Genomic DNA, 26,560 nt, shown 5'->3' with positions numbered 1-26,560 from the left:
AATGAGTCTGCAATTTAATGTATTAATCATTGGCGGCGGTATTGTCGGTTTAACCGCTGCCTTGGCTATGGCACAGCGCGGTTACTCTGTAGCCGTTATTGACGCGGGCTCATTAAAAGTCGATAGCAAACGGTCCGATACTCGAGTTTATGCAATTAATCATGCATCACGGACTCTGTTGCAGCAGTTAAATGCCTGGGAGCATCTGGATATGTCACGAGTTTCCCCATACAGATGCATGTATGTTTGGGATGCTGAAAGCAAAGCACATATTGATTTTGACTCTCGCTATGTCGGTGCGCAAAACTTAGGAAGTATTATTGAGGAATCTGTGTTGAAACATGCTTTATTGCACCAGGTAGCTCTCCAGTCCTCCATTCATTTATTTCCTGAAAGTCAGGTTGAAGAAGCATTGAGTGAAGAAACCGGAGTTAAAGTATGCAGCAAACAGCAAGTTTGGGAAGGGCAACTGTTAATGATTGCGGATGGAGCCAATTCACCAACACGACAAAAGTTCAAAGTACCGTTAAGCAGCTGGTCTTATGAGCAGCATGCATTGGTTGCTACAGTCTCTGTGGAGAAGCCACATCAACAAACGGCATATCAAGTATTTCGCGCGGATGGCCCTTTAGCATTTTTACCGCTGGCGGATGCACATCAATGCTCCATAGTTTGGTCCACGGATCCCTCCCATGCAAAAAAATTAATGAGTTTTTCGGATGAGGAATTTAATGCGTCTTTAACACAGGCCTTTGCTAAAAAGTTAGGTCGGGTAGAAGTCATTAGTACGCGTCATCAGTTTCCTTTACAGATGAGGCATGTGAAACAATATGTGGGTGATCGTTGGTTACTTCTTGGCGATGCAGCACATACGATCCATCCTTTAGCAGGTTTGGGTTTAAATGTTGGTTTGGCTGATGTAAGCTCCTGGATTCGCTATCTGGATGCAGCTCAAGATACTCTTTTATCCAAGAAAGCATTAGGTGCATATCAGCGCGAGCGTAAACATGAGGTATGGCAAATCATCATGTTGATGGAAGGATTCAAACGTTTATTCAGTAATGCCTTTATGCCCCTTGTTGCCCTGCGTGGTTTGGGTTTAAATTTATGTAATGGATTTACCTCTATAAAGCGGTTATTTATTCAACATGCGCAGGGTGTGCAGCAGTAATTTTCTATAACGATATCAAATTCTATTTCCATTATATCTTTTTGAATTGATTCACATTAAAAAATTGGATGCATTTATCCTGAAACCCTTTTATTTAATCACACTGATTAATATTTATTTAATGCTTCTTTTATATGACATAATGGTCAATTAGTGGCGTGATTAAGGATAGCCTTTATGTACAGTCGTATTTTTGCTCAAACTGGCTCCAGTTCGTTTGGAAGATTTTTTGTTTCGCACTGAAAAAGTATTTCTACGGTTTGTCTTAGACGTATGCCCCCTGAAACCACCATTGATACCATTGCGCAAGAATTTCAAACAGAGTTGAAAGAAAAGGGATTGGTGAAATTAGTTAAGACTTTAGAAGAAGAGCAAAAAATTTTACTGGATCTGCAAGCAAAGCAAAAAGATAATTTAAATCGAATTAAAGAAACCTGCGTTAACCCAACACAAAAGCGACTTGCTCAAGGATACAGTATTATCGGATTATTCTGGAATCTGAAACAAAAGGAAATGAATCAAATTGCAACAAAAGAGGTGTTGCAAATTAGAGAAGAAACGATTGACTGGCTAAAGGCACGACAAGATTTGTACGCCGCGCTCAAACAGGGTCCCAATGGAAACCCGAGGTCTGACAAAAATTTTTCATTAAGTTGAGAAATGCATTCCTTTAATAGGGCAAAGAATAAGAGCTTGCACACTATTCCTCGGCTAGGATATTTATTCTCATGTAAGCATTAGCTATAAATTTCAGTTTTTTAAATGCCTGTCCGAATTTGATTAAAAACCAATAATGTAAATTTCTCTTTTGACAGACTATTTTTTTTATTAGAATTCGCCGCGAATCCAATTATGAAGAATCAATATGACAAGACCCGTTAAATTTTTAAACAGCATCGATCGAGAACAAGCTGCTGAGGAAATGCTTACAGAACAATTGGTTTTTTTTCCCGAGGAGGCCGAGTCGCAACTCAGGCTATGTAATTATTTGAAAAATAACGGCAGCCAACCAGGCTTTAATTATCTATCCACCGTTTACGATAAGGACATAGTTATAGCTGCGGCTCCTAATCTCGGTTCCAGGCAATTGGCAGTATATGCTGGCAAATCATTTGCGCAAGGAGAAATTGTTGGAGAAATAAAAGGCATTGATTTATTCGGTGTACTACCTGACTCCGAAATAAATCAAAGAGTCAAAAAATATCAAGAAAATTCCACTTATGTTTGGAAATTAAATTTAGATGATCACGATCAATATGCTGTAGTAATTGATTTGTTGAAAGCAGGGACCAATACACGTTGGGTAAACCATGCGAGAACTCCTAATTTGGAAGTAAAAGTCATTTGTCATCAACGAAAAGACCAGTACGGAAATACTCTATTTGATTACCATGCCTATTATGTTGCAACCCATAGAATCGCTTTTGGTGAGGAGTTGACTATTTCATATGGGGATGATTATTTTACAAAAGCGCGTCCGCAAATCATACGTCAACCACAAACTTTAATTGAAATCCTGCATGAGCTGAGCAAAGCCCAAGATCAAGACCTGGCAACAAGTACGATAAGTACCCGTGAAGAAATAAAGAAATTTTTCAGTTTATTAACATTGAGAGCAGATATGCGAAAAATAGAAGCTAAAAGACAAATGTATTTGGATAAAAATTTAGATCCTAAGCTTTATGATTTGCATGTATCAGAAGATGTGGCGCGCTTTGAAAAAAATCAAAAAATGGAACTGCAGAGAAACTCGCCTTACCACTTAGTTATTGCACCTACAGAGCGAGGAAAAAGAGAATATCGTTACTCTTTATTTAGTGGACAGAAAATTCCAGCGCGAAAAGCTCTATGTCAGCTCGTTGGTCAGCAAAGAGATGATGTTCCCAAAAGGAACAGTGAAATGCACTTATGGGCGATGCAGCAGGGTATAGATACGAATTATTTAGTGCAAACAAGTAAAGGTGGATATCTTTATACTAAAGAAAAAGCCTCAGAAGCCTATTGCATAGAAGGAGCGAAGCAGAAAAGTGAAGCGAATGTACGATTTGATTTTAAAACTAATTCTTATATAACGACACGTGAAATTCGACCAGGTGAAGAAATTCTTGCTTTTTATGAGAATTATGATTACAGCTCTTCCCCTACTACGTTATCGCAAGTGGTCGCTGATTTTAATGAATCCCAATATTATTACCAAGCTACCTGGAATGAAACAGGAATTAATATGGAGTATGTGATTCCTAAAACTCCTGGTTATAATTTAGATAGTTTCGAAGTGAGTGAGCCACCCCGTTCGACGAAATATTCTGAGGAAGAACAAAAAAATGAGTGGGTGCTTCCAACAGGTTCTGATTTAGATGAGAATGAGAGAATCCTTACACCTGGTTATAATTTAGATTTATTTGACGACGAATCTCCTTCGCATATGGGAGAAGAGCGTTCCATTGAGAAGGCAAGCATCCTTGAAAAAAGGAAGTCGACTTGGAGTCCATCGTTCCAATTCGGTGGAAATGCCACGAACAAAAAACAAAAAAGCTCAGAAATCACAGAGGATGAAAAGGAGGAGAATCTTGCTACAACGACTCCCAGCGACCGGAATTTCAGTAATTCCCCCTGATTCATGGGTCAAGATGATCTGAGGTATCGTCAGTGTTGAGAAACCTCCACTAAATTTTTCGCCTACCTACCGCGCTTAATTTCTTCGTCTACGTACCGCGCTTTATCGCGGTATCCAGGGGATCTTGCTCTAGAAATGCTCAGCGGCATCTTAAAATATCGTTCTGGATACCGCGCATAAAGCGCGGTACGTAGGAAAGCAGTACGTAGAGAAATTTAAAGCAGTACGTACGGAACTTTAAGTGGTACATGATAAATTTAAAAAACTGACGATCGTTCAGGGCTTGTCCGCGGGATCCAGCTTTATTGCAAATTTCCTGGGTCTCGAGGACAAAGCCGCGGGACGTAGAAATTAAAGATAATGAAACGTGTCGATCCCTCGGGGTCAGGATGACCCTAAATTAACTTAGAATAGCAATGTTTAGGTTTACTTTAAACGGGCAAAATGTTCTCGGCTAAAGGCTACTTTTTCAGCAACGGTCTCATTCGGGTGTTCTTGATGATGCGCTTCAATTGCTCGATATCGTTTTAACCCTCCTTCCCTATTTGCAATTTGAATATTTAATCCGGGACGCGCATTCAGCTCAAGCATTAAAGGCCCTTGCTCTTTATCAAGGACGATATCTACGCCAAGATAACCCAGACCAGTCAGTTCATAGCAACTGGAGGCAATCTCAAGTATTTTATTCCAATAGGGTACTTCTATATTTACAATGGGATTCAGCGTGTCCGGATGATAATCGATGATGTCATTATGAAATACTCCGCCAAGAGTTTTCCCACTGGCGAGGTCTACTCCAACACCAATTGCTCCTTGATGTAAATTTGCTTTTCCACCGGACAAACGAGTTGGAAGTCTCACCATGGCCATGGCAGGATAACCCAATAAACTAATAATTCGAATATCAGGAATACCTTCGTAGCTTACTTCGGCAAATATGGGGTCTACTACTACTCGTTTCTCTATAATTGCATAATCCGAGGAGCCGCCAAGACTATATGCTCCTGAAAGCAAGCACGATAAATGATAACTAAGTTCCTGGGCTGTAGTAAGTTTTCCATTAATTTGCCGATAACGGCCATAGACTTTATCTTTAAAAACTAAAATGCCATCCCCACCAGAACCACGTGCAGGTTTAACCACGAAGTCAGTATAAGGCTCTAAGCGTTCCTCTATGGTTTTAATTTGTTGCTCTGTTTCAATGATATCGTATAAAGGCGGAACTGCGATACCAGATTTTAGAGCCAGCTTTTTTGTTTTTAACTTATCATCAACCAGAGGAAACAGTTTTCGCGGGTTGTAGCGTAATACAAAATCCGTATTGCGCTGGTTAATACTTAATATTCCGTGACTTTTTAAACGGCGAAACAGAGTGATCATTCTACATGTCCCGCAAGTGACTTAAAGCGTTTCAACTCGAACAATCGATATCCTCGATATTGGCCGAACCACAATATTAAAGCCAATAAAACTAAAACCAATTCAGGGAAAGCGAAGATTAGGTATTGTAAGGGTTCATAGCTCATTGCCCAATAAGAAATAACGGCAGCGACCAGGCTGCCTATACCTGATTTTATGGCTTCTGAAGCACCTCGCTCATCCCAGGTAATGCACATGCGTTCTATAGTCATAGTTAAAATGACCATCGGGAATAAGGCAACCGATAGTCCCGCATCCAAGCCAAGATTGAGACTGAATACACTAATAAAGATCATGAGCAAAATGACAACGGTAAGAATTGCCGCGAGGCGTGGGACTAAAAGTAACCTTAGTTGATCCAGATAAAAACGCGCCAATAGACCAAAAGATACAATAATGACAAAGAGGCAAATTCCCCAGATCACATGGGTTTCTCTAAAGGCTAAAGCGATTAAAACAGGCATAAATGTACCAAAGGTTTTAATCCCGATAAAGTTTCGCAGAATTAAGATAATAAAAGCACCTATAGGTACCGTTAATAAAATCTTATACGTTTCCTGCACATTGACTGGCAGTTGCAATAATGAGAAACGTAACAGCTGTGAATCGGATTGTAAACCGCGTGATTTGGCAATACTTAAAGCGTTTATGGGGGTGGGAGACACGGTTAAACTAAATTGGACTTTTTTACCGCCAATGACATTAAATACAGGTTCATTACCATATTGCCAAATAAGGAAATCTTTAGGTAAACCTGCTCCACCGGTTCTAGGATTAATATAAATCCAGCTTTTACCATTGAATACGGCCAAAAAGGAACTTAACTCGGCTTTGCTTTTTTGGGACAAATAAATTCCTTTTACTGGAAGGGCAGAGATTTTAGACTGATTCAAAATTAAAATTGCTGCATTGATAAGGTGTTCATCACTAAAATCATTGCTTGTCAGTAACTTGGCATTTCCATCTTTTTTATTCAGTTCTTTAATCGTGCTCTGAGCAAAGGTTTTAATATCCGCAGAGGATTGTCGTACCTGGCTGGTAATGGTTTCAACAGCTGATTTTTGACTTTCTGCAAGCGGTTGGGTTTTTGCAGCTGGGGGCGCTCCTAATGGTGATTCATTTCCTTCGGCTTGACGGAAAATTGCTCTGTAATACAGCGATTGGGCACCATGAGCGCGCCTAATTGACCAAACTGTTTCCCTGTTATCACCATTTAAGTTCGTTGTTACCCCATAATTCCTTGATACGAAGTATTCATCAAGAATTGCAAAATGTGGAGGTAAATAAGGAATGTTAAAACTTGCTTTAATTGGTGTATTGGGATCTGCAACAAATCGTAAGTTGGATTCAACCATCCAACTGTTTATCGTTTCTGTGTCAGTTAAAGGCACATCGAGTACAAAGTGTCGATACAAAAAAATTCCTGATCCAAGGATCAATAAAGTAAAAATAAGTCCATAAACATGACGCGTATTATTTTTCATTGTTTCTTAAGACTCTGATTTCTTAACGTAAATGTCAGTGCTGGGTTTACTGCACCATTAAAAGCAATGATTGCATCTCTTCCTAAAAGCAAAGGATAGAGGAACCGTTTGCGATTGGTTAAATTCACTTTAATTGTTCTAACTTTATCTCCAAGCTGTAAATTAAGCAGGACCACCGGGCGTTTGATTGGTGCATGCTCCACTATCTCTGATCCATGTTCCCCAGCACGAACTTTAATTTTTACTCGACCTTTATATTCTGCTTCAAATACGTATTCTCCACTTTTAGTGGGAACAATAAAACGCAAATAAGGTACTCCATTTTTAGTAATTTCAGTTATGTTGGTCGCATTTAATGATGCGGATTTAGCCCCAGTATCTAATTTTGCTGATAAGGTCAAATTTTTCTCGGGAAACGAAACTTTCTCAACATAACCATAAATTTGTGTTTCATTTGATGCCATAACAGGTCCAGTCATTAGTGCTGCCAAAATAAAGAGAGCAAGTATTGATCTCATTGAATCCTCTTTCCTGAGTTGTTTTTTATTTAGTGCAATATCGTAGCAGGTTTGCCTCATAAGTCACAACCCGTAAGTAGGTTTAATGAAATATTTTTTGTACGAAGTGAGTGTGATCTCTATTAATCGGTTTACAAAAAATTTGTATCTTTTTGATTCATGATGAAACGATTATTGACATCAAGATCATTGATCCATATAATCCGCCCCAACTAACCGATAGTCATTTCTGTGGGTAAGAATGTCTCTTAGTGGCGAAGAAGATTTACCTTTAAATTCAGAAGAACTTGTTTTTCTCTTGGCAATCGCCGGTCGTATCGACGCGCAAAGTAGACTCCTCGCTCAAAAACTCGATAAAAATCGTTACATTTATCATGCTTATGCCATTGTAGATTCTCTCAGCTCCTCTTACAGCATGTTTAAATACTTTATGGAAGTATTTATGCGTAAGACGGATGCTGAATCGATACACAAAATACTCACTTCCCCTGAAGGAATTGCTGCAATTGCTGCCGAAGCAATTTTTTTAGTTTCTTTTTCTTTCCTGGCAAGTGTTTTTGAGAAAGAAGAAAAAGATTCCGTAAAAAAATTCATAGCGACTGCTTGGCCCTATTTTCGCGATGTAATGAAGGGCTTAAAAAATGCGTATAAAGGATGGCGAAGTACAGTACAAATTTTAAGTCTGATTAGTGGGATGGACCTTAAATATATGGTTGTTCCTGTTGGACTGGTATTAGGTGTATTTGCTGCTGCTAACCGTTTTTGGATACGTAGCATGGTTGAGCAGCGTAAAAAGCAAATGGATAAAAATAAAGAGCTTTTAATTGAAATCCAACAGTTGAGTTCCTTAGCTCCATTAGACCGAGAGTACTATTTATCACGAATCGAATACCAGTCTGATGAAGATCGTGTTTATGCTTATTTAGCATTAGGGACAGGCGGCTTACTGGATGGATTATATTTTTATGTTGGAGTGGTAAGTCTTGCTGTTCTTTCCCCCCATCTTCTTATCGCCATGTCAATCATTGGTGCGATTTACACACTCACCTGTGTTGTTTCACGAATTTATGAAGAATATGATTTTCAATTACGTCTCGAAGCAACTCAAACTCGATGTAAATTCGCACTCACAACTAAAGAGTTGGAATTAACTTATGCCAAATTACTTGAGTTGCAAGACAAAAAAGATAAAAAAACGGAAGACTTGCTCGAAATTCAAAGATTGAAATCAGAGGTATGTAAGTTAATTAAGAACTTTGAAGAAGAACGTCAATTATTAAGGGAGCAAACAACTCAAAGTTATTTAACTGCGGGTTTGTTAGGAGTGAAGTATGGTTTATATGCGTACGGCGTATTGACCCAAATCTTATTTACGGTTACCGCAGTATGTTCAATCGCTGCCGTCAGCTTTCCCCCTGCTTTATTGGCTGTATTTATCGTTTCTGGTCTGGCATTTATGATTGGGATGATGGCCTATACGTTGCATGCGCATTATCAACATATGCAGAAACGAGAAGCAGAGCTTGAAAAGGAGCATCCTTACGACCAAATTCTGGAGATGAAGAAAAATATAGAAAAGGAAAAGGATGTAAAGATTTTAACTGCAGAGAATTTCGATGCGTCATTAAAAGATGGACTTAAACTGGATCCTTCGCCGCAGACTTTTTTTCAAGAGTGGTTGGAAGTTATCCGTTCTCTTTTCTCTGGTTTATCCAAGGGAAATAATTTCTCCAATTTTGTAATGACTTCTTGTCAGGAAGTTGATTCCCAGGGAGACTATCATGATACTCCGGTAATGGGGGCATTGGCGATAGCGAGTGGCGTCTTATTTTCATTAACTCTTGGACTTCGGGCTTTGGCTCGAGGATTGGGGCGTCCGCCTAAAGGACAGGTTATTACTACTGAAATAGAAGGAACTGCTCCTGGCGATGTGTCGAAGGATAAAATAAAAACCCAGCCTCAAGGGGAATCACGTGAGCGTAAAAGTAAAGCCTCTGATTCCCTGTCACGACACGATTCATTTTTTTGGAACTTCTTTTCTCCTAGAAATTCAAAGCCTAAAAAACCGCCACAAGACTCCACACTGACTCATTCATTGAGCGATACCTCTCTAAATCATTACCCAACTACTACCGGCAGTACAATTCAGGGTTTAGATTAGGATCATTATACATTTTAAATTGATGATAGATTCTAAAAGTACGTTTTTGTGCCTTTACTTCTTCGAGTAGTTCCTTGAAGCACTGAGCCAATTGTTCTAATTGCTGATTAATGATTGCTAATTTATGAGCACAATTTTTCCGATGTTCCTCCACAACGTCTTCACGCTTGGTTTGGAGTTCCATGTGATAAGATTTCAAGGATAAAATAGAAAGCCTGTCAATGATCATTCCTGGTGATTCAGAGTGAACGGGACACTTACGATAATCTGCGGGTTGCAGTTTGTTGAAAAGCCATTCGTCCATTGCCTCCATGCGGTTATTACGCAATTGATTGAAGCGGTCAATTTCTCGTTTCGCTTGATATACAAACTCATATCCCTGGTCATCACGACGAGCCCTATCTTCTGCATGCCAGAGTTGGTAGTTAAACGCGTGATTTTCTTCAACCAAGCGATAGAATTCTTCGTATTGATGTACTATACCCATAGCTTTCCATTGGATGATGGAGTTTTTATGTAGCGAGGTGATTTTTTCGATATTAATGCTATCTTGCATATTTTATCCTGTATCATTTGAAAATGATCAGTTTAACCCATACTGCATAGGGCTACAAATTAGGATCCGAAGTACTTATTGTAAATAGTTGTATAAGTTCCATCATTTTCTATTTGCAACAAGATTTTATTGATTTTGTTAATGAGATCGGCATTTTTGGGAAGTGCTATGATTCCATATCCATTTCCCAGAATAATAGGCTTTCCTACAGTTTGAAAGTTTATTACTTTATTGATTGTAAGGTACTTAAACATATCGAAGTTCATTAAGATTGCATCGACCTCGTCATTGAGTAATGCCATGATCATTAAAGAAATTTTTGGGTATTCTTTTATATTATCTTTGCTCGTATAGCGCAAAAGAATATCTTTAAGGTGGGTTGCTCTTACAACTCCTATTCTTTTGTTTTTAATGTCTGCAATTGTTTTTATATCTGAAGAGTTGGTCAGAAATTGGCCATCACTTATCATAAAGGGTAAACTGTAAACGTAGTTTTGTGACGTGGCTGCAGGTATTGGGCCTGGTGGAAAAGTGAGATCAATGTTTCCCGAATTCAGTTCATCCATCTGATTTTGCATGGTGATGGCTTTGTATTCGCATGCTACATTGAGACGTTTACATATTTCATTCATTAGTTCGATACAAAAACCAAAATAATGATTGTGGCCATCTACTGCAGAAAATGGAGGCGCAGATCGCGAGACTCCTACTGTAATGCTGTCACCGTAAGCGAGAGAATTTCCCACTAAAAGAACAACAAGGAACAGGATATGTCGGAGCAGCTTCATGCAGTTTTACCATCCTTCTTGGGTATAGTTAAAATTTAGGTTGAGGGTAATTATTTGTCAAATTGAGTGACTTATCCAGAACTCTGTTATATCCTTCAGAGCTAGTCATGGGGAGCTGCATGCTACAGCTGAATTCTGTGGGTAGGCAAGAACGGAGGTCGTTATTTCTGCCCTTTCTTTGCCAAGCATCTGTCTAAAGCATTAGCAAAAGCGGTTTTTTCCTTGATGCTTAATGCAGCAGGGCCGCCTGAATGTTGTCCAGTTGCCCGTAACTGCTCATGCATATCTCTTAAATTTAAACGTTGTTTGATGTTGTTCTCGGTATATTCCTCTCCACGAGGATTAATCACCAATCCTTTTTGGGCAATAACTTCTGCTGCCAAGGGGATATCGGCGGTAATGACCAAATCAAAGGGTTTTAAATGGGTAGTAATATAATGGTCTGCGCTGTCAAAGCCTTTAACGACTTGTACAAAGCGGATGAATGGTGATTTTGGATGAGTAAGGAAGGAATTCGCCACTAAGGTTAGCGACGTTTGTGTACGCACTGCAGCGCGAAATAAGACTTCCTTAATTATTTTGGGGCACGCATCGGCATCTACCCAGATATGCATATTCATTGAATTGGCCAGTATAAATTAGAATGATTTTAGCAAGTAAGGCTGACAAGCAACATAGGCTAATCATATAATTTTAACTTTGTTGAGGTTGAAAGAATTATAGCGACATCCAATAAGTTCCAGACAAGGCGCAAGCGTACTCAAGTACATGAATGAGTCGAACGAGCTTGTAACGATGTATAGAACTAAGTGGCGCTATAGGTTTCTATTTCTTATTTTGGGAGAACGTAATGAGGATTGTCGCTTTTTTTTGTTGTTCAGTGTTATCTTTTTATGTTGCAGCTGCAGAATCGACTCTGCCTGTTGGATGTCATGCTGTTGCTGTTCAGGGTGAATCAGTGACATTACAAGCTAAAAAAAGCAGTTTGGTATTTATTCATAATCTTGCTTCTACAGATGTCTGGATTACACATCCAGTTGCTAATCCCAGTGCCAGTGCCGGTTGGACAACACGGATACAAGGTGGAAATTGGTCTGCATTGGCCTTGCATAAAGGCCCATTTGTTTTAAATTGCATTGAATCCAGGCCTGGCCACGAACAACAAGCACCTTGTGAGGGCCTCATTGCCGTGTGTAAATGGAAGAAGGTGAAAATTCCTGCTCAAGGTAAAGACAGTACGTTCTGGGCAGCAGAAGATATGTCTTTATCCGCATTAACTGCTGCGGTAGGCGCACGAGGGTTTGTGATTCCTGTACCCAAGAAGTCATAAGGAAGCAGTTGACAATAATACCAGCTATCCATTTTGGAGGATGTAGGATGTATACGAAGTTTTTTGAGCAAAAATCAGACAAAAAAGAGGATAAGGAAAAAGGAATCCAGTTTGTGTCTAACATTTATTCTGTATTATCTCGTGACCCATCAATAAGTAACGAGATGAAACAGAAGATATTGATTGGTTCATTGTTTTATGCAAATCTCTCTGCAAAAGAGATTCAAGAAGATATAGTAAATAGATATGCCCCCAGCAATAACTGCTAAAGGTTTGTAAAAAGCCCTCTAGGAAGACGGCTTTTGCTGACACGTTACTTGACGGGAATTGCTGGTGGTTGACCACTTATCTTGCTACTTTCATGGATAAGTGGTAGAACTGAGCAAATGATGTATACCTTAAATATGATGACAACAAAATACAAACAGGATAAGCGTTGAGCAAAAAAACAAAAGATCCCTTTTATGAACGGGAAAGTGAAAAATATACCGATCCTGTCCCAAGTCGCGAATTCATTATTGAAATTCTTAATGAATACGGCAAGCCTATGTCGCGTAATCAATTATTCGATAAACTCCATATAAGTGATGAGCGCAAGCAAGAATCTATGGGGTTTAGGCTGAAGGCCATGTTGCGTGATGGACAGATTATGCAAGATCGCCGCGGCCGATTTTGTCTTATGCAAAGAATTAATCTATCACGTGGTAGCGTTCAAGCACATCCCGATGGTTTTGGTTTTTTTATTCCTGATGATGGTTCAGAAGATATGTTTTTGTCCGCTAAAGAAATGCGGGCCGTGATGCATGGAGACCTTGTTCTTGCCTATCAGGTTGGTGTGGATCGACGAGGAAGGCCTGAGGCAAAAATCCATGAGGTGATCGAGCATGCCAATGCCACTGTTGTAGGACGATTTTTTACTGATCATGGGGTCAGTTTTGTATTGCCTGATAGCAAACATTTAACCCAAGATATCTCTATTCCCCAAGAAATGATCAATGGCGCCAAGAACGGTCAAATTGTTTTGGTCGAATTAATTGCTTTTCCCAGTAAACGAACACAAGCTATTGGTAAGGTGATTCATGTTTTAGGCGAACATATGGCTCCTGGCATGGAAATTCAAGTTGCACTTTATGCACATGGAATTCCCTTCGAATGGCCAGAGGATGTAAATATTGAAGTTGCAAAAATTCCACAGCATGTTACTGAAGAGCAAATCAAGGGACGCACGGATCTGCGTAGCCTCCCTTTTGTTACGATTGATGGGGATGATGCCAAAGATTTTGATGACGCAGTTTATTGTTATAAGAAGCCAAAGGGCGGTTTTCAATTGTATGTTGCCATTGCGGATGTCAGTAATTATGTGAAGCAAGATTCTGCCCTGGATAAGGAAGCTGCTCGCCGTGGTAACTCGGTGTATTTCCCGGGAAAAGTAATTCCCATGTTACCAGAGGCTTTATCCAATGGTTTATGCTCTCTAAATCCTCATGTGGATCGCCTGTGTATGGTTGCTGAAATGGCAATCAGTGATGAAGGTAAGATATCGCGCTCTCGGTTTTATCGTGCCGTCATTCATTCACATGCGCGATTGACCTATACTCAGGTTGGCTCTTGGCTTGATCAGGGTGCTACCGATGAACAACATGCTTCTTTGTGGCCGACCTTACAAGCTCTATATGATTTGTATCACGTTTTATTGGTTACTCGTAAGCTTCGCGGTGCGATCGAGTTCGAGACTACAGAAACACGGATCGAATTTGATGAAAATAAAAAAATTCAATGTATTGTGCCAGTGATTCGCAATGATGCGCATAAATTGATCGAAGAGTGTATGTTAGCCGCGAATGTCGCTACAGCACGATTTTTGGAAAAAGCTGAGATTCCTACACTTTATCGTGTGCATGCCGTTCCTGAAGAAGACAAGATTACTGCATTAAGACAGTTCTTAGGTGAATTAGGATTGCAATTAGGGGGGAACAAAAAGCCTGGACCCAAAGATTTTCAGCGCACTATGAATGCAATAGAAGATCGGCCGGATAGACATCTTATTGAAACGGTCATGCTCCGCTCTCTGAAGCAAGCGCACTATGTTGAAGCCAACGAAGGACATTTCGGCCTTGCCTATTCTGCCTATACTCATTTTACTTCGCCTATCCGGCGTTACCCAGATTTGTTAATTCATCGTGCAATAGGTCATTTATTAGATAATCAGCCTGTTTATGAATTTAGTTATACCCACGAAGATATGAATCGATTGGGAAAACATTCATCAATGACTGAGCGTCGTGCTGATGAAGCAACAAGAGAAGTGATAGCCTGGTTAAAATGTGAATACATGCAGGACAAATTGGGACAGGTCTTCAATGGGCGAATTTCTGCAGTGACCAGTTTTGGAATTTTTGTTGAACTGGATGAAATTTATGTTGAAGGTCTGGTCCATGTTACTTCTTTAAAAAATGATTACTATACTTTTGACTCTGTAAAACATCGTCTGACAGGCACGCGGGGTGGTCATGTATATCATTTGGGAGACAAAATGACGGTTTTGGTAGCCCGGGTTGATTTAGATGAGCGTAAAATTGATTTTGAGCCAGTCGAGGAAGCTGTTGGTCATGAGTGAGCAGTATGTCTATGGGGTACATGCAGTTTCTGCTTTATTAACCAACCCGCATCGAGTAACTAAAAAACTCTATATTAGTGAAGAGCGGGTGGATAAACGGCTGCAAAATATTATTGATAAAGCGATGCAAGCACACATCAATATTGAAAAATTAAGTATGCAAAAAATGAACCAGCGCTTTGCGGATTTTGCCCATCAGGGCGTTGTAGCAAGTGCATCTTCATTGCCCGATTACAATGAGTCGCATTTACTGGCATTATTGGAGTCCAGTAAACAGCCTGCTTTGATTCTGATCCTGGATGGAGTTACCGACCCGCATAATTTAGGAGCATGCTTGCGTACTGCTGATGCAACCGGAGTTGATTTTGTGGTGATCCCTAAAGACAAAAGTGCCAGCATTACTCCTGTAGTAAGCAAGGTTGCATGCGGCGCAGCGGAGTCGGTGCCTTTGGCGAGAGTAACTAATTTAGTACGTAGCATGGAACTTTTAAAAGCACACGGAGTCTGGATCTATGGGGCGGCTGGCGAGGCAACCAACTCCTTATATCAAACAAATTGCGCTGGAAATGTCGCGATTGTGATGGGAGCAGAAGGGGAAGGACTGCGCCGATTGACACGCGAACATTGTGACGGTTTATTTTCTTTGCCTATGTTAGGCAGTGTAGCCAGTTTAAACGTTTCTGTAGCTACCGGCGTTTCTTTATATGAAATTGTAAGGCAAAGAAAGGGGAGTGGTTCTTAATGAGCGAATTAAAAATGAAAGCGGCAAAAGCCGCATTGCAATACATCGAAGACGATATGGTGGTTGGTGTAGGTACCGGATCTACAGTAAATTTTTTTATCAAACAACTGGCTACTATAAAGCATAGGATTGATGCTTGTGTATCCAGCTCCAAAGCGACGGAAGCTTTATTACGGCAAGAGGGTATTCCTGTTATTGATTTAAACTCAGTACAGGATTTACCGATTTATATTGATGGTGCTGATGAGGTGACTGAGCATGGCGAAATGATTAAGGGAGGCGGTGGCGCTCACACTCGTGAAAAAATTGTAGCCCAGGTAGCAGAAAAATTTATTTGTATCGTGGATGATTCAAAACTGGTAAAGCATTTGGGAAATTTTCCAGTTGCTGTAGAGGTAATTCCACTGGCACGCAGTATGGTTGCTCGGAAGTTAGTTCAATTAGGTGGTGATCCTGAATATAGAGAGGGGTTCATAACTGATAATGGTAATATTATTCTTGATGTGTTCAATTTAACAATCAATGAACCTATGGATATGGAAGATCGCATTAATCGAATTACCGGAGTTGTGGAAAATGGGATATTTGCGCATCGTGCAGCAGATGTAATTTTATTGGCTTCCCAGGATGGTGTGAAACAAGTGAAATAGAAAATCCTCTACGTACCGCGTTTTAGGTGCGGTATCCAGAAAATATTTTAACGAATCTATAATTTGAGACTGTTTCAATAGACAAGATCTCCTGGATACCGCGCATAAAGCGTGTACGTAAGGTGAAAAAAATGGGGCTCTCAGGACTTGTCCGCAAGATATAGGACGTCTTGTGATTCCTTGATTTCTGCGGACAACCCCCGCGAACAAGTCGTGGGGACGGGACGTAGGATGAGGCAGCGATGTTTCGCTTTACCCACGTTACTTTAACAAAACAGGTTTTAGGCTAATGAATGAACATAAAGTTTATGTAAACCGAATTCTGAATATGAAAAAAATCAAGTTGATTGGTCTGGACATGGATCATACCTTGATTCGTTATAATTCTGAGAATTTTGAGTCTTTGGTTTACCAACTCGTTAAAGAACAGTTGGTAGAGGTAAAACATTATCCTGAACACATTAAAAAATTGAATTTTAATTATCACGATGCGATTCGTGGTTTGGTTATTGATAGTAAAAACGGCAATATTTTAAAGTTAAGTCGTTACGGTGCAATTCGCCAAAGTTATCATGGTACGAAAATGATTGATTTTGCGGAACAGCAAAAAATTTATCGAAGTATTTATGTTGATTTGGGTGATTCTAATTACATGGCTATAGATACAGCTTTTTCGATTGCTTTCTGTGTTCTATATGGCCAATTAGTTGATTTAAAGGATTCATTGTATCCTGAGGAAATACCCAGTTATCAAACCATCGCACAAGACGTACAATTTTGCGTGGATAAAGTTCATTCTGACGGCAGTTTAAAAACAATTATTAGTAAAAATTTGCCTACCTATGTTATTAAAGAGCGTGCACTGGTAGAGGGCTTGAAGCATTTCATGCACCATGGCAAAAAAATATTTATTCTAACAAATTCCGACTATTCCTATACAAAGCTATTATTGGAATATGCGATTAACCCTTTTTTGCAGAGAGGTGAAAGCTGGATCGATTTATTTGAATTTGTCATTACACTAGCCAATAAGCCTCGCTTTTTCTACGATAATCTACGCTTTTTATCAATTCATCCAGCTACTGGAACAATGACTAATACAATGGGTCCCATAGTTTCAGGCGTGTACCAAGGAGGTAATGCCAAAAAATTTACCGAAGATTTGCATGTTCGCGGCGATGAGATTCTTTATATTGGCGATCACATCTATGGCGATATCTTAAGGTTAAAAAAAGATTGCAATTGGCGAACCGCTTTAGTTGTGGAAGAGCTTGGAGAGGAAATAGCTGCACAAGCGCGGGCAATGCCTATAGAAAAAAAAATCAGTGAAGTGATGGAAATAAAAAAGGATTTAGAAAAGCAATACGTCAATTTATACACAAAAATGATTGATGAAGGTTCAAAACAACACAGCCATGAAATACAAGATTTGCAGGCACAAATCAGTAGGATTGATGCGCAACTTACTAAATTGTTAAAAGAACAACAAACCTATTTTAATCCAAAATGGGAGCGTATTTTTCGCGCTGGAGCGGAGGAAAGTTATTTTGCCTATCAAGTCGATCGCTTTGCTTGTATTTATATGGAAAAACTTTCTGATTTATTGGAACACTCTCCTGTAACTTATTTCCGTGCGAACAGGCGTTTGTTAGCACATGATGTTGAGGTATAAAATTTTTCTCCAAAAACGCATAAAGTGTGTTCGGTAAAAATTGGCCCGGCTCAGTCAAAATTTCGGGGGCGTTATGACAGTACCTATCGATGTGTCACTTGTACGCAAATTGATTGATTCACAATTTCCACGATGGTCAGATTTACCCATTAAACCTGTAGCGTTCAGCGGTTGGGATAATAGAACGTTTCATTTAGGCCCTGAAATGACCGTTCGGCTTCCAAGTGCACCATCTTATGCCTTGCAAGTAGAAAAAGAGCAGCTCTGGTTACCGTATCTTGCGCCTCATTTGTCTTTATCGATTCCTACGCCTTTAGCTAAAGGAGAGCCTGTTGCGGACTATCCTTGGCATTGGTCAATTTATCGATGGATTGAAGGACACACAGCATCAATTGAGCGAATTAAGGATATGGAGTTATTTGCCTCTGATTTAGCCCAATTTTTGTTAGAATTACAAAAAATTGATGCCGAGGGTGGTCCAGCGGCGGGCGAGCACAGTTTCTATCGTGGAGGACCACTGTCAACTTATGATACTGAGGTAAACGCAGCAATTAAAATTTTGGGTAAATATACTGACACCGGGATTCTTTCTTTAATATGGTCTGAGGCACTAGGTGAGCTTTGGCAAGGTGCTCCCGTTTGGATTCATGGAGATATTGCTGTAGGCAATTTATTAATCAAAGAAGGCCGTCTCTGCGCCGTTATTGATTTTGGCCAACTGGCGATTGGTGATCCTGCGTGTGATTTGGCAATTGCTTGGACATTTTTTAAAGAGGCAAGTCGCAATGTGTTTCGTAAAGTGCTCGAACTTGATACGGCAACATGGGCACGCGCTCGCGGGTGGGCGTTATGGAAGGCACTGATTGTATGTGCAAAATTACCAGGTACCAACCCATTGGATATTGAAAAGTCCTGGAAAGTAATCAAAGAGATAATTACAGATTATAATATAATAAATAAATAGGAAATTTATGGAATAATTATTTATAAGGAAAGTCATGTCAACAATGAAACAATTGAAAAGAATTATTCTTGCTTTTTGTTTAGTAGGAGTCACTGTATTTGCTAGCTCATGTAATGTCAATCAACCGATTTCTACACATAATGAAAAGGGGTATGGTGGAGATGGCGGCGGCCGTTAGATCCATCAAGGAACGGGCATATTTGGCGCATCTTGCGAGAAAATTTTCCTAATCAATGCTCACATACTGATGTATGCTGCGCTTGCTTGGAAAAATTTTCTCACAACCTGCACTCAACTATCCCCGTTCGGGCAGGATTCAATAATGACTGAAATGTGATTATTTAATTACTGGATTACATTTCTTAATGTTTCCAGGCTAATATTCGCCCCACTTAAAACAACCACTACATTTTTTCCTTGATAATATGGAGCACATTTTAAAAATGCAGCCAGAGCTACGCCAGCGGCACCTTCGATTAACAGATGCTGGATTTCCAATACCGTAAGTAGGGCAGAGCGAATTTCGTTTTCGGAGACTAAAACAAAATCATCAACGTACTCGCGACACAGATCAAAGGTTATTGCAGCAGGCTCCACTCCTCCTGCTGTAGCATCGGATAAAGTGGGCAAGGTTTCCATGGAAATAATTGCTCCTGCTTTAATCGACTCTGACATGACCGGAGAATTTTCAGGTAAACATCCAATAATTTTTGTTTTAGGAGAAACTGCTTTAATATATCCCGCAATTCCGCTAATTAATCCACCACCGCCTACAGGGATAAAAATAACGTCTGAATCCACTTGGCGCATAAGCTCAATACCAATAGTGCCCTGACCCGCAATGACTTGCGCATTATTATAAGGTGACACGTAAACAAGAGCGTGTTGCTTTGCATAGTCTATTGCCTGTAATTCAGTTTCAACGCAATCCTTTCCATAAAGCCTAAGTGGGGCATTATAAAAACTAATATTTTCCTTTTTTACAGGAGACACATTTTCAGGTACAAAAATAACTCCTGGAAGATTTAATTTATGCAGCCCATATGCAATCGCTGCTCCATGATTTCCTGTAGATGCGGCGACAATACCATTTTGCTGGTCTTCTTTTAGAGAGAGTAAGGCATTAAGTGCTCCCCGAACTTTGAATGAGCCTGTATATTGTAAATTTTCACATTTTAAATAAAGATTCACATTGGTAAGTTTACTTAGCGGCAAAGAGAAATCCAAAGGTGTTTCACGAATATGGCTACGAATTCGATTTTCAGCTTTAAGTACTTCGGTTTTTACATCAAACATTCATGTTTCTCCCAAGGATCGATGTAGATAATTATAAATAGTGGCGCGTGACACATTGAGAATTTGCGCAATATACTGGGCTGCATTTTTCCCAGAAAAAGCACCAATCGCATACAGATGATCTATTAAGGCTTTTTTTTCTTTTCGATTTAATGAATCAAGAAGCATTTGATGTTCATTTAAGTAATGATGAATGTAGGTATTAATGCGCTCTTGCCAATCATCTTTAAATAGGGGTTCTGGCTTTGCTGTTAACTGAGTGCACTGAAGAAATTGTTGCAAAGATTCATTAAACTTTTCCATTACTGAAACATCAAGATTAATGCACAACATGCCCACTACCTTATGGTTTTCGTCACGAATCATACTGCTAACTGATTTGAGTTTGTTTCCATTCCAATTTGTTTTTTCGTAGGGGCCAACACAATCATTCAGAAGTTGTAGATCCCCTTCATTTAGCAGTGATGAATCACCTACTCGGCGTTTGGAAAACGGGTTGTAAATAGCCGCAATTTTATTTTGCGTTACATCATGCACAATAACTTCTGCATAAGGAGACAATAAACGTTGGATTGCCTCCGCTGTGGGTAAAAAATTTTTAATTGCCTTTTTCATATCAGAACAACAGAATTTAAATAAATATACTATAGTCTAATTTAGACTGTTCTGTCTATTTATAATAAGGAGAAAATAAATTTTTTTAAAAAATAATTTCTTAATTCTTCCTTAAGGTTTGATCTTTATACTTAACGATGAACTAACAGGGAGCCCGGACGCGATGCGTGTATTAATTATTGAGGACAACGCTTTTAATGCATTTTGCTTGTCTCGACTATTAGAGTCAGTTATTGCTTCAGTAACAATCGATGTTGCAAGTAATAGTCAGGATGCCCTGTCTTTTATAGATACTCATGTGCCGGATTTAGTTGTCATTGATGGTGAGTTGAATTTGATTAACGAACATTCTACTCATGGACCACAACTTGCAGCAATCATACTGCAAAAATATCCTCATCTCCCTCTTATCACCTGGTCAGATTCTGAATTTATGCGTGGCGCTTTCGCTAAAGTTTTGATCCAGTATAATCGTCTGGTGAATGAGTACAATACTTGGACTAAAACTGTGAGTCCAGAATGCATTCAAAAAACCTGGGCGTATTATTTCGATGAATCGGTCGCTGAAACACAGGCTTTTTCACATATAACTCGTTCTAAAAGACAAGCCAGCTATCATCTTTGATTACTTCATCTGGCTTGAAATCTATTATTTCAGAGTGATATCAACGTAAAAATCAGCAAGCACCTGAAACACGCGCTATAATTAGAATTATCCTATTTCTGTGACGCATCAATCTATTTTTAAGGAAAACCAGATGATGAACTATGACCGGACACAGAGCCCCTCAGATCACAAAAAAATACGTAAAAACAAAAAAATTGATAAAAAAACGAATGAGCCTGGTTCCCTTATGCAACCATTAAAAGAGGCTAAAAAACATCGGAGAAAAACGCAGTCAAAAAAGAGTTTGTTCGACTTGGAGGTACAAACTATTAAAACAGAAGATACCTTTTATACAAAAAGTATGCTGCAAAATATTCTGGACAGCTCGGTGGAATATTCAATCATAGGAATAGATTTGCAGGGAAAAATCATCTTATGGAATGAGGGCGCATCCCGTAATTATGGATACACTGCTTCTGAAATGGTGAATAAAAAAAATATTTTTGCACTCCATACACGCGAAGACATAAAATCCGGAGCGGCTCAGGATTTTATGAAAAGAGCATTAGAACAAGGAAACGCGGAAGAAGTGTTTGAACGTGTTCGTAAAGACCGCTCGCGTTTTATTGCTGCAGTTACTCTAACAGTACGTCGAGATGATAAGGGAAGTCCTGTTGGCTACGTTATGATTTCCAAAGATATTACAGAAGCGAAGCGTATCGAAAATCAACTGCTAAAAACGAATGAGGAGTTGGAGCAATTTGCTTACATCGCATCCCATGATTTAAAAGCTCCTTTACGGGCTATTGAACGATTAGCTACCTGGCTTGAAGAGGATAATGCCGATAAATTGGATGATAAATCAAAAGAGCATTTGGCCTTATTACGTCAACGGACTTTACGCTTAGCGAATTTAATTGATGGAATATTGCAATATTCACGAGCAGGTCGTTTGGATTTGAACGTCGAACGTGTGAATACCAAAGAAATTCTAAAAGATATCATTGAAAATCTTAATCCGGAGGGTCGATTTGAAGTGCATTACCCTAAACGCCTCCCAATTTTTAAAACCGCTAAAATTCCATTGATTCAAGTATTTTCTAATATACTGGGTAATAGCTTTAAACACCATCATCGAAAAAAAGGTACGATCACCATCGAGGTTGATACATTGGGTGCTTTTTACCTGTTTACTATTAAAGATGATGGCCCAGGAATTGCGCCTGAATTTTTTAATAAGATTTTTGTTGTTTTTCAGACGCTCAAAGCAAGGGATGAGTTGGAGTCTACAGGTATTGGCTTAAGTATTGTTAAAAAAATTGTCGAATCTCAGGGCGGAAAAGTGATGGTACAGTCTCAGGTAGGGCATGGGACTACGATGTCATTCACCTGGCCTAAGCAAATCAAAAAAAAGAACACGCTTCAGCAATTGGGTATCAGTAAGAAATTGTGAGCGCTAACTTGCACTTTTGCTAGGAAACTCAAGTAGATTCCAATAGTGATGTAGTGAGGAAATCATTTCCATAAATTCTGAAACTTGAAATGGTTTTACAATATAACCTGCAGCATTCAAGTTATATGCATCTATTTTATCTTTTTCACTATTTGAAGTAGTAAGAATAAAAACCAGTAGTGATTTTAACTTTTTATTTGTGCGGATATTTTTCATAAACTCTATGCCATTCATTTTGGGCATATTAATATCCAGAATGATTATTTTGGGCGTGGGGGTTAATTTTTTTTCTCCATTGATACCCAATAATTTATTTAATGCATCGACCCCATTTGTTGCTATGTGCAGTGGATTATTGATTTTATTTTTCTTAAAAGTTCTTTGTATGTCTTTGATATCAATTTCATCATCATCTACAAGCATAAAATTAATGGAATTATCTAATTCATACATTTGTTATTCCTTCTATTAATTTAATATAGATTATAGGCAATAAATTCAATTTTTTCACAAAATGATTTTTATTGATACTATAATTAACATATGAATTCAATGTAATGAATGTAAGTCTTTTTAGATAAACTACTTCCTGATTTCCGTGAGCTTTTAAGAGCCATTTTAAAGCAGATGAACGCGGTAGGAGAATGACTATGGGATCCCACGAAAACATCGTTGATATATTGTATATTGAAGATGACATTGTTGATGTTGAGGGTGTAAAGCGAATTTTTAAAAAAGTTAAAGAGTCCTGTGCTATTGAGGTTGCTTCAAATGGTGAAGAAGCCTTAAATAAACTGTATGGACGAAAAGGGGAAAATAAAATTCATCCAAAAGTAATTCTTCTTGATATTAATGTTCCCAAAGTAAATGGGATTGATTTGCTGAAAATTATTCGTAAGGATCCGTCATTGGCGTTTACAGAGGTATTCATTTTGACAAATGCTTATACAAAGGAGGATAAGCTTGCAATCAAAGACCTAAATGTGAGAGGACAAATCATTAAACCCCTTGAATACGGTGATGCATTGAATATTTATTGGGCAACGCATCATTCATAATGACATTGAGTTCCCTAACCAAGCAGGCAAGTCCGAAGGATTGAAACCCAGATTCCACTGCATTGCCACTCCTATGTACCGCGCTTATGCGCGGCATCCAGAATACGTTTTGACATACCTCTGAGTTTGCGCTGACTCTTTAGATTTTCGAATGTTTAATGAGCCGCATCCCAGTTAGTACCTGTACCAATAGAGACTACAAGCGGAATAGAGAGTTTTACCGTAGTCTCCATTAATTCACGAATCATCTTTTTGCTTGAGTCAACCTCTTTATCATATACTTCAAAAACCAATTCATCATGAACTTGCATGATCATTTTTGCAGCTGGATTTTTTTGCTCATTTTGCCATTTAGCAATGGCTATCATGGCTTTTTTAATTATGTCTGCTGCTGTTCCTTGCATAGGCGCGTTAATCGCTGTTCGTTCCGCTGCTTTTTGCCGTACCAAATTGCGCGCATTAATTTCAGGCAAATACAAACGTCTTCCGAATAAGGTTTCTACATAACCGAGCTGATGAGCTTGTTGACGGGTTCGATTCATGTATTCCAAAACTTTAGGGTAACGTCGGAAATAAGTATCGATGTAATATTGCGCATCCTGACGTTCCACACCAATTTGTTTTGCCAGGCCAAAAGAAGACATTCCATAAATCAGGCCAAAATTGACAGCTTTAGCTCTCCTGCGCTGTTCGCTGCTGACTTCATCCAATGGAGTTTGAAAAATTTCGCTGGCTGTTGCTGCATGAATATCCCATCCCAGAGCAAAGGCTTTTAACAGATTTTCGTCTTGTGACAGATGAGCCATGATCCGTAATTCAATTTGGGAGTAATCTGCTGCAAGAATGAGAAAGTTCTCAGGAGCTATGAATGCAGTACGAATTAAACGGCCTTCTTCGCTCCGTATGGGAATGTTTTGCAAATTGGGTTCACTTGAGGAAAGTCTACCAGTTGCCGTGACTGCCTGGTTATAAGATGTATGTACTCTGAGTGTTTTGGGATTAATTTTTTTAGGCAGAGTGTCAATATACGTAGAAACGAGTTTAGTAAGACTGCGATATTCAAGGATCACGGCGGCAAGGCGGTAATCATAAGCCAACTCCTGTAATACAGACTCTGCTGTAGAGGGTTGTCCCGTTGGCGTTTTTGCGATTATCGGTAGTTTGTGCGAATCAAAGAGAATTTCTTGTAATTGCTTGGGAGAGTTCAGGTTAAAGGGTCTGCCAGCCAATTGTAATGCTTCTTGCTCCAATGCATTAATTCGTTCTTTCAAACGATTTCCATGTTTCTTCAAAGTCACGGAATCGATGAGTACTCCGCGTCGTTCTATGTCTGCAAGAACGGTAACTAATGGCATTTCTATATCGGTGAACACATTTTGTACGGATTCTGGAATTACAGGAAAAAGCTTATTGTGTAGTTGCAAGGTAATCTCTGCCTCTTCCGCAGCATAAGCAGCCGCTTTTTCCACTGGAATCTGATCAAAACGTAGTTGTTTCGCGCCTTTCCCAGCAACTTCTTCATAACTCATCGCTTTGTGACCCAGATATTTTAAGGCCAATGAATCCATGTCATGACGTCCTGCACCACTGTTGAGTACATAAGACTCTAGCATAGTGTCATAACTTACCCCTTGTAGGTTAATGCCATGATTTTTCAATACAGCATAATCGTATTTGAGGTTTTGGCCGACTTTTTTTATGTTAGAATTTTCTAAAATAGGTTTTAAAGCAGTTAAAACTTCTTCACGAATTAATTGCGCAGAGCCATCCGTATGGGTAAAGGGAATGTACACTGCTTTTCCTTCTTCAATTGCTAAGGAAATCCCGACAAGTTCTGCGAGCATAATATCTATGCTGGTTGTTTTTACATCGATGCAGAATATTTGGCATTGCTCCAGTTGATTGAGCAACTGATTTAATTGCTGGTTGGTTGTAATCAATTCAAAAGGAACGCTGGAAATAACGGACTTACTTGAGGAGGTTCCTCCTTCTTCTCCCAAAAGCTCTTTGAGCCAGTTTTTGAATTCAAATTCACGGGTTAATTCGAGCAGTCGTTCTTTATTTATTGGGTTAGGTTTTAATTCGCCCCAGCTTAAGGGTAAATCAACATCGGTTTTGATTGTTACCAATTTTTGGGATAATGGCAATTGCGGGATGCTTGCACGCAAATACTCGCCAATTTTGCCCCCAATCTCATCTGCATGGCGAATCAAATTATCCAGAGAGTGATATTCGGTAAGCCATTTGACTGCTGTTTTCGGCCCACATTTCGTAACTCCCGGAATATTATCGACGCTATCACCAATAAGTGTAAGATAATCAATCACTTGTGCCGGGGTTATCCCAAATTTTTCTTTGACGCCCCCAATATCCAAAATGGTATTACTCATGGTATTGATTAACGTAATATGTTCATTGACGAGTTGCGCCATATCCTTATCGCCTGTAGAGATTACTACAGGGATTCCCTGCTCAGTAGCCTGCTTTGCCAAGGTACCGATTACATCGTCTGCTTCGACTCCCTCAATAATCAGAATAGGAAGTCCCATAGACTCCAGTAGCTGGATTAAGGGGGCAAATTGACTACTTAGTTCTTGGGGCATTGGCGGCCTATGCGCCTTATACTCTGGATACCATTCATCCCTGAATGTTTTTCCCTTGGCATCAAAGACTACAGCCAGTTCCTCCGGCTGATAATCTTTAATGAGTTTTTTAATCATATTGGCCACCCCATAGATGGCTCCCGTGGGTTGTCCTTTTGAATTAGTCAAAGGTGGTAATGCATGAAATGCACGAAAAAAATAGGATGAGCCGTCAATGAGAATCAAGGGGGGTGTCATAG

Annotated in this window: 25 protein-coding genes; 15 read left to right on the top strand and 10 right to left on the bottom strand. The window is 39.3% G+C overall.

The annotated features are described in order from the left end of the window. Window position 1 precedes the first annotated feature (1 nt). The 3 genes from LXO92_RS01955 (at window position 2) to LXO92_RS01945 (ending at window position 3,788) form a co-directional block, all read left to right on the top strand. On the top strand, window positions 2-1,171 hold the full coding sequence (locus tag LXO92_RS01955; RefSeq protein ID WP_232890319.1) for a UbiH/UbiF/VisC/COQ6 family ubiquinone biosynthesis hydroxylase: 1,170 nt from the start codon (window positions 2-4) through the stop codon (window positions 1,169-1,171). A 273-nt stretch (window positions 1,172-1,444) separates the two neighbouring features. After that, the gene (locus LXO92_RS01950; protein ID WP_232890318.1) at window positions 1,445-1,828 is read left to right on the top strand and encodes a hypothetical protein; all 384 of its coding nucleotides are present in this window, start codon (window positions 1,445-1,447) and stop codon (window positions 1,826-1,828) included. 208 nt (window positions 1,829-2,036) lie between these two features. Further along, on the top strand, window positions 2,037-3,788 hold the full coding sequence (locus tag LXO92_RS01945) for an SET domain-containing protein-lysine N-methyltransferase (protein WP_232890317.1): 1,752 nt from the start codon (window positions 2,037-2,039) through the stop codon (window positions 3,786-3,788). Window positions 3,789-4,214: 426 nt separating this feature from the next. On the opposite strand, the gene LXO92_RS01940 is transcribed toward LXO92_RS01945, so the two are convergent. From LXO92_RS01940 to LXO92_RS01930, 3 genes are read right to left on the bottom strand one after another with little or no spacing between them, the layout of a single operon-like run. Next, a complete protein-coding gene (locus tag LXO92_RS01940; protein WP_182351079.1) occupies window positions 4,215-5,168 on the bottom strand; it encodes an alpha-L-glutamate ligase-like protein in 954 nt (317 codons plus the stop codon). Further along, entirely contained in the window at window positions 5,165-6,691 is a 1,527-nt protein-coding gene (locus tag LXO92_RS01935) for an inactive transglutaminase family protein (protein WP_182351078.1), read from the bottom strand. Before LXO92_RS01935 ends, LXO92_RS01940 begins: the two co-directional genes overlap by 4 nt. Further along, complete coding sequence (locus tag LXO92_RS01930; RefSeq protein ID WP_182351077.1) at window positions 6,688-7,209, bottom strand: ATP-dependent zinc protease family protein; 522 nt, start codon at window positions 7,207-7,209, stop codon at window positions 6,688-6,690. The genes LXO92_RS01935 and LXO92_RS01930 overlap by 4 nt, the downstream gene beginning before the upstream one ends. 241 nt (window positions 7,210-7,450) lie before the next feature. Here LXO92_RS01930 and LXO92_RS01925 point away from each other — a divergent pair, with 241 nt between their 5' ends. Beyond that, window positions 7,451-9,370 carry a hypothetical protein gene (locus LXO92_RS01925; protein ID WP_232890315.1) on the top strand — a complete coding sequence of 640 codons (1,920 nt, stop codon included), beginning with the start codon at window positions 7,451-7,453 and terminating at the stop codon, window positions 9,368-9,370. On the opposite strand, the gene LXO92_RS01920 is transcribed toward LXO92_RS01925, so the two are convergent. The 3 genes from LXO92_RS01920 to LXO92_RS01910 all read right to left on the bottom strand — a co-directional run bounded on the left by LXO92_RS01920 (window position 9,339) and on the right by LXO92_RS01910 (window position 11,328). Then, window positions 9,339-9,926, bottom strand: coding sequence for a DUF4254 domain-containing protein (locus tag LXO92_RS01920; RefSeq protein WP_232890313.1), 588 nt, complete (start codon window positions 9,924-9,926; stop codon window positions 9,339-9,341). The genes LXO92_RS01925 and LXO92_RS01920 overlap by 32 nt on opposite strands. A gap of 59 nt (window positions 9,927-9,985) precedes the next feature. After that, complete coding sequence (locus tag LXO92_RS01915) at window positions 9,986-10,714, bottom strand: transporter substrate-binding domain-containing protein (protein WP_232890311.1); 729 nt, start codon at window positions 10,712-10,714, stop codon at window positions 9,986-9,988. A 161-nt stretch (window positions 10,715-10,875) separates the two neighbouring features. Beyond that, entirely contained in the window at window positions 10,876-11,328 is a 453-nt protein-coding gene (locus LXO92_RS01910) for a YaiI/YqxD family protein (protein ID WP_182352902.1), read from the bottom strand. 236 nt (window positions 11,329-11,564) lie between these two features. Between LXO92_RS01910 and LXO92_RS01905 the strand changes: the two genes are divergently transcribed. The 8 genes from LXO92_RS01905 (at window position 11,565) to LXO92_RS01870 (ending at window position 18,867) form a co-directional block, all read left to right on the top strand. Continuing rightward, window positions 11,565-12,044, top strand: a complete 480-nt coding sequence (locus tag LXO92_RS01905; protein WP_232890310.1) for a hypothetical protein — start codon at window positions 11,565-11,567, stop codon at window positions 12,042-12,044. Between the two features lie 47 nt (window positions 12,045-12,091). Continuing rightward, window positions 12,092-12,313: a hypothetical protein gene (locus tag LXO92_RS01900; protein WP_182351072.1), complete on the top strand. Its 222-nt coding sequence runs from the start codon at window positions 12,092-12,094 to the stop codon at window positions 12,311-12,313. A gap of 167 nt (window positions 12,314-12,480) precedes the next feature. Then, window positions 12,481-14,661, top strand: a complete 2,181-nt coding sequence (rnr, locus tag LXO92_RS01895; protein WP_182351071.1) for a ribonuclease R — start codon at window positions 12,481-12,483, stop codon at window positions 14,659-14,661. Beyond that, window positions 14,654-15,403: a 23S rRNA (guanosine(2251)-2'-O)-methyltransferase RlmB gene (gene rlmB / locus LXO92_RS01890; protein WP_232890308.1), complete on the top strand. Its 750-nt coding sequence runs from the start codon at window positions 14,654-14,656 to the stop codon at window positions 15,401-15,403. The genes rnr and rlmB overlap by 8 nt, the downstream gene beginning before the upstream one ends. Next, the gene (rpiA, locus tag LXO92_RS01885) at window positions 15,403-16,053 is read left to right on the top strand and encodes a ribose-5-phosphate isomerase RpiA (protein WP_182351069.1); all 651 of its coding nucleotides are present in this window, start codon (window positions 15,403-15,405) and stop codon (window positions 16,051-16,053) included. The genes rlmB and rpiA overlap by 1 nt, the downstream gene beginning before the upstream one ends. A 289-nt stretch (window positions 16,054-16,342) precedes the next feature. Then, window positions 16,343-17,725, top strand: coding sequence for an HAD-IG family 5'-nucleotidase (locus LXO92_RS01880; RefSeq protein WP_182351068.1), 1,383 nt, complete (start codon window positions 16,343-16,345; stop codon window positions 17,723-17,725). A gap of 73 nt (window positions 17,726-17,798) precedes the next feature. Further along, entirely contained in the window at window positions 17,799-18,689 is an 891-nt protein-coding gene (locus LXO92_RS01875; RefSeq protein WP_232890306.1) for an aminoglycoside phosphotransferase family protein, read from the top strand. A gap of 34 nt (window positions 18,690-18,723) precedes the next feature. Beyond that, window positions 18,724-18,867, top strand: coding sequence for a hypothetical protein (locus LXO92_RS01870; protein ID WP_182351066.1), 144 nt, complete (start codon window positions 18,724-18,726; stop codon window positions 18,865-18,867). A gap of 167 nt (window positions 18,868-19,034) precedes the next feature. On the opposite strand, the gene LXO92_RS01865 is transcribed toward LXO92_RS01870, so the two are convergent. After that, window positions 19,035-19,985: a threonine/serine dehydratase gene (locus tag LXO92_RS01865; RefSeq protein WP_232890305.1), complete on the bottom strand. Its 951-nt coding sequence runs from the start codon at window positions 19,983-19,985 to the stop codon at window positions 19,035-19,037. Beyond that, window positions 19,986-20,600, bottom strand: coding sequence for a helix-turn-helix transcriptional regulator (locus LXO92_RS01860; protein ID WP_182351064.1), 615 nt, complete (start codon window positions 20,598-20,600; stop codon window positions 19,986-19,988). A gap of 163 nt (window positions 20,601-20,763) precedes the next feature. On the opposite strand from LXO92_RS01860, the gene LXO92_RS01855 reads away from it, so the two are divergent. Together LXO92_RS01855 and LXO92_RS01850 are read left to right on the top strand one after the other, a co-directional pair. Next, window positions 20,764-21,225 (top strand): response regulator, encoded by a 462-nt coding sequence (locus LXO92_RS01855; protein ID WP_182351063.1) that lies wholly within the window; start codon window positions 20,764-20,766, stop codon window positions 21,223-21,225. Window positions 21,226-21,358: 133 nt separating this feature from the next. Then, a complete protein-coding gene (locus LXO92_RS01850; RefSeq protein WP_232890303.1) occupies window positions 21,359-22,660 on the top strand; it encodes a sensor histidine kinase in 1,302 nt (433 codons plus the stop codon). A 3-nt stretch (window positions 22,661-22,663) separates the two neighbouring features. Here the strand turns inward: LXO92_RS01850 and LXO92_RS01845 are convergent, their stop codons facing one another. Then, entirely contained in the window at window positions 22,664-23,113 is a 450-nt protein-coding gene (locus LXO92_RS01845) for a response regulator (protein WP_182351062.1), read from the bottom strand. 197 nt (window positions 23,114-23,310) lie between these two features. On the opposite strand from LXO92_RS01845, the gene LXO92_RS01840 reads away from it, so the two are divergent. Continuing rightward, on the top strand, window positions 23,311-23,718 hold the full coding sequence (locus LXO92_RS01840; RefSeq protein WP_182351061.1) for a response regulator: 408 nt from the start codon (window positions 23,311-23,313) through the stop codon (window positions 23,716-23,718). 155 nt (window positions 23,719-23,873) lie between these two features. Here the strand turns inward: LXO92_RS01840 and polA are convergent, their stop codons facing one another. After that, complete coding sequence (gene polA / locus LXO92_RS01835) at window positions 23,874-26,558, bottom strand: DNA polymerase I (RefSeq protein WP_182351060.1); 2,685 nt, start codon at window positions 26,556-26,558, stop codon at window positions 23,874-23,876. Window positions 26,559-26,560 lie beyond the last annotated feature (2 nt).

It is taken from the genome of Legionella resiliens, from assembly GCF_021344005.1.
Classification (GTDB): domain Bacteria; phylum Pseudomonadota; class Gammaproteobacteria; order Legionellales; family Legionellaceae; genus Legionella; species Legionella resiliens.
Note: the sequence above shows the minus strand (reverse complement) of the source record. Positions and strands in the feature narration are given on the sequence as shown.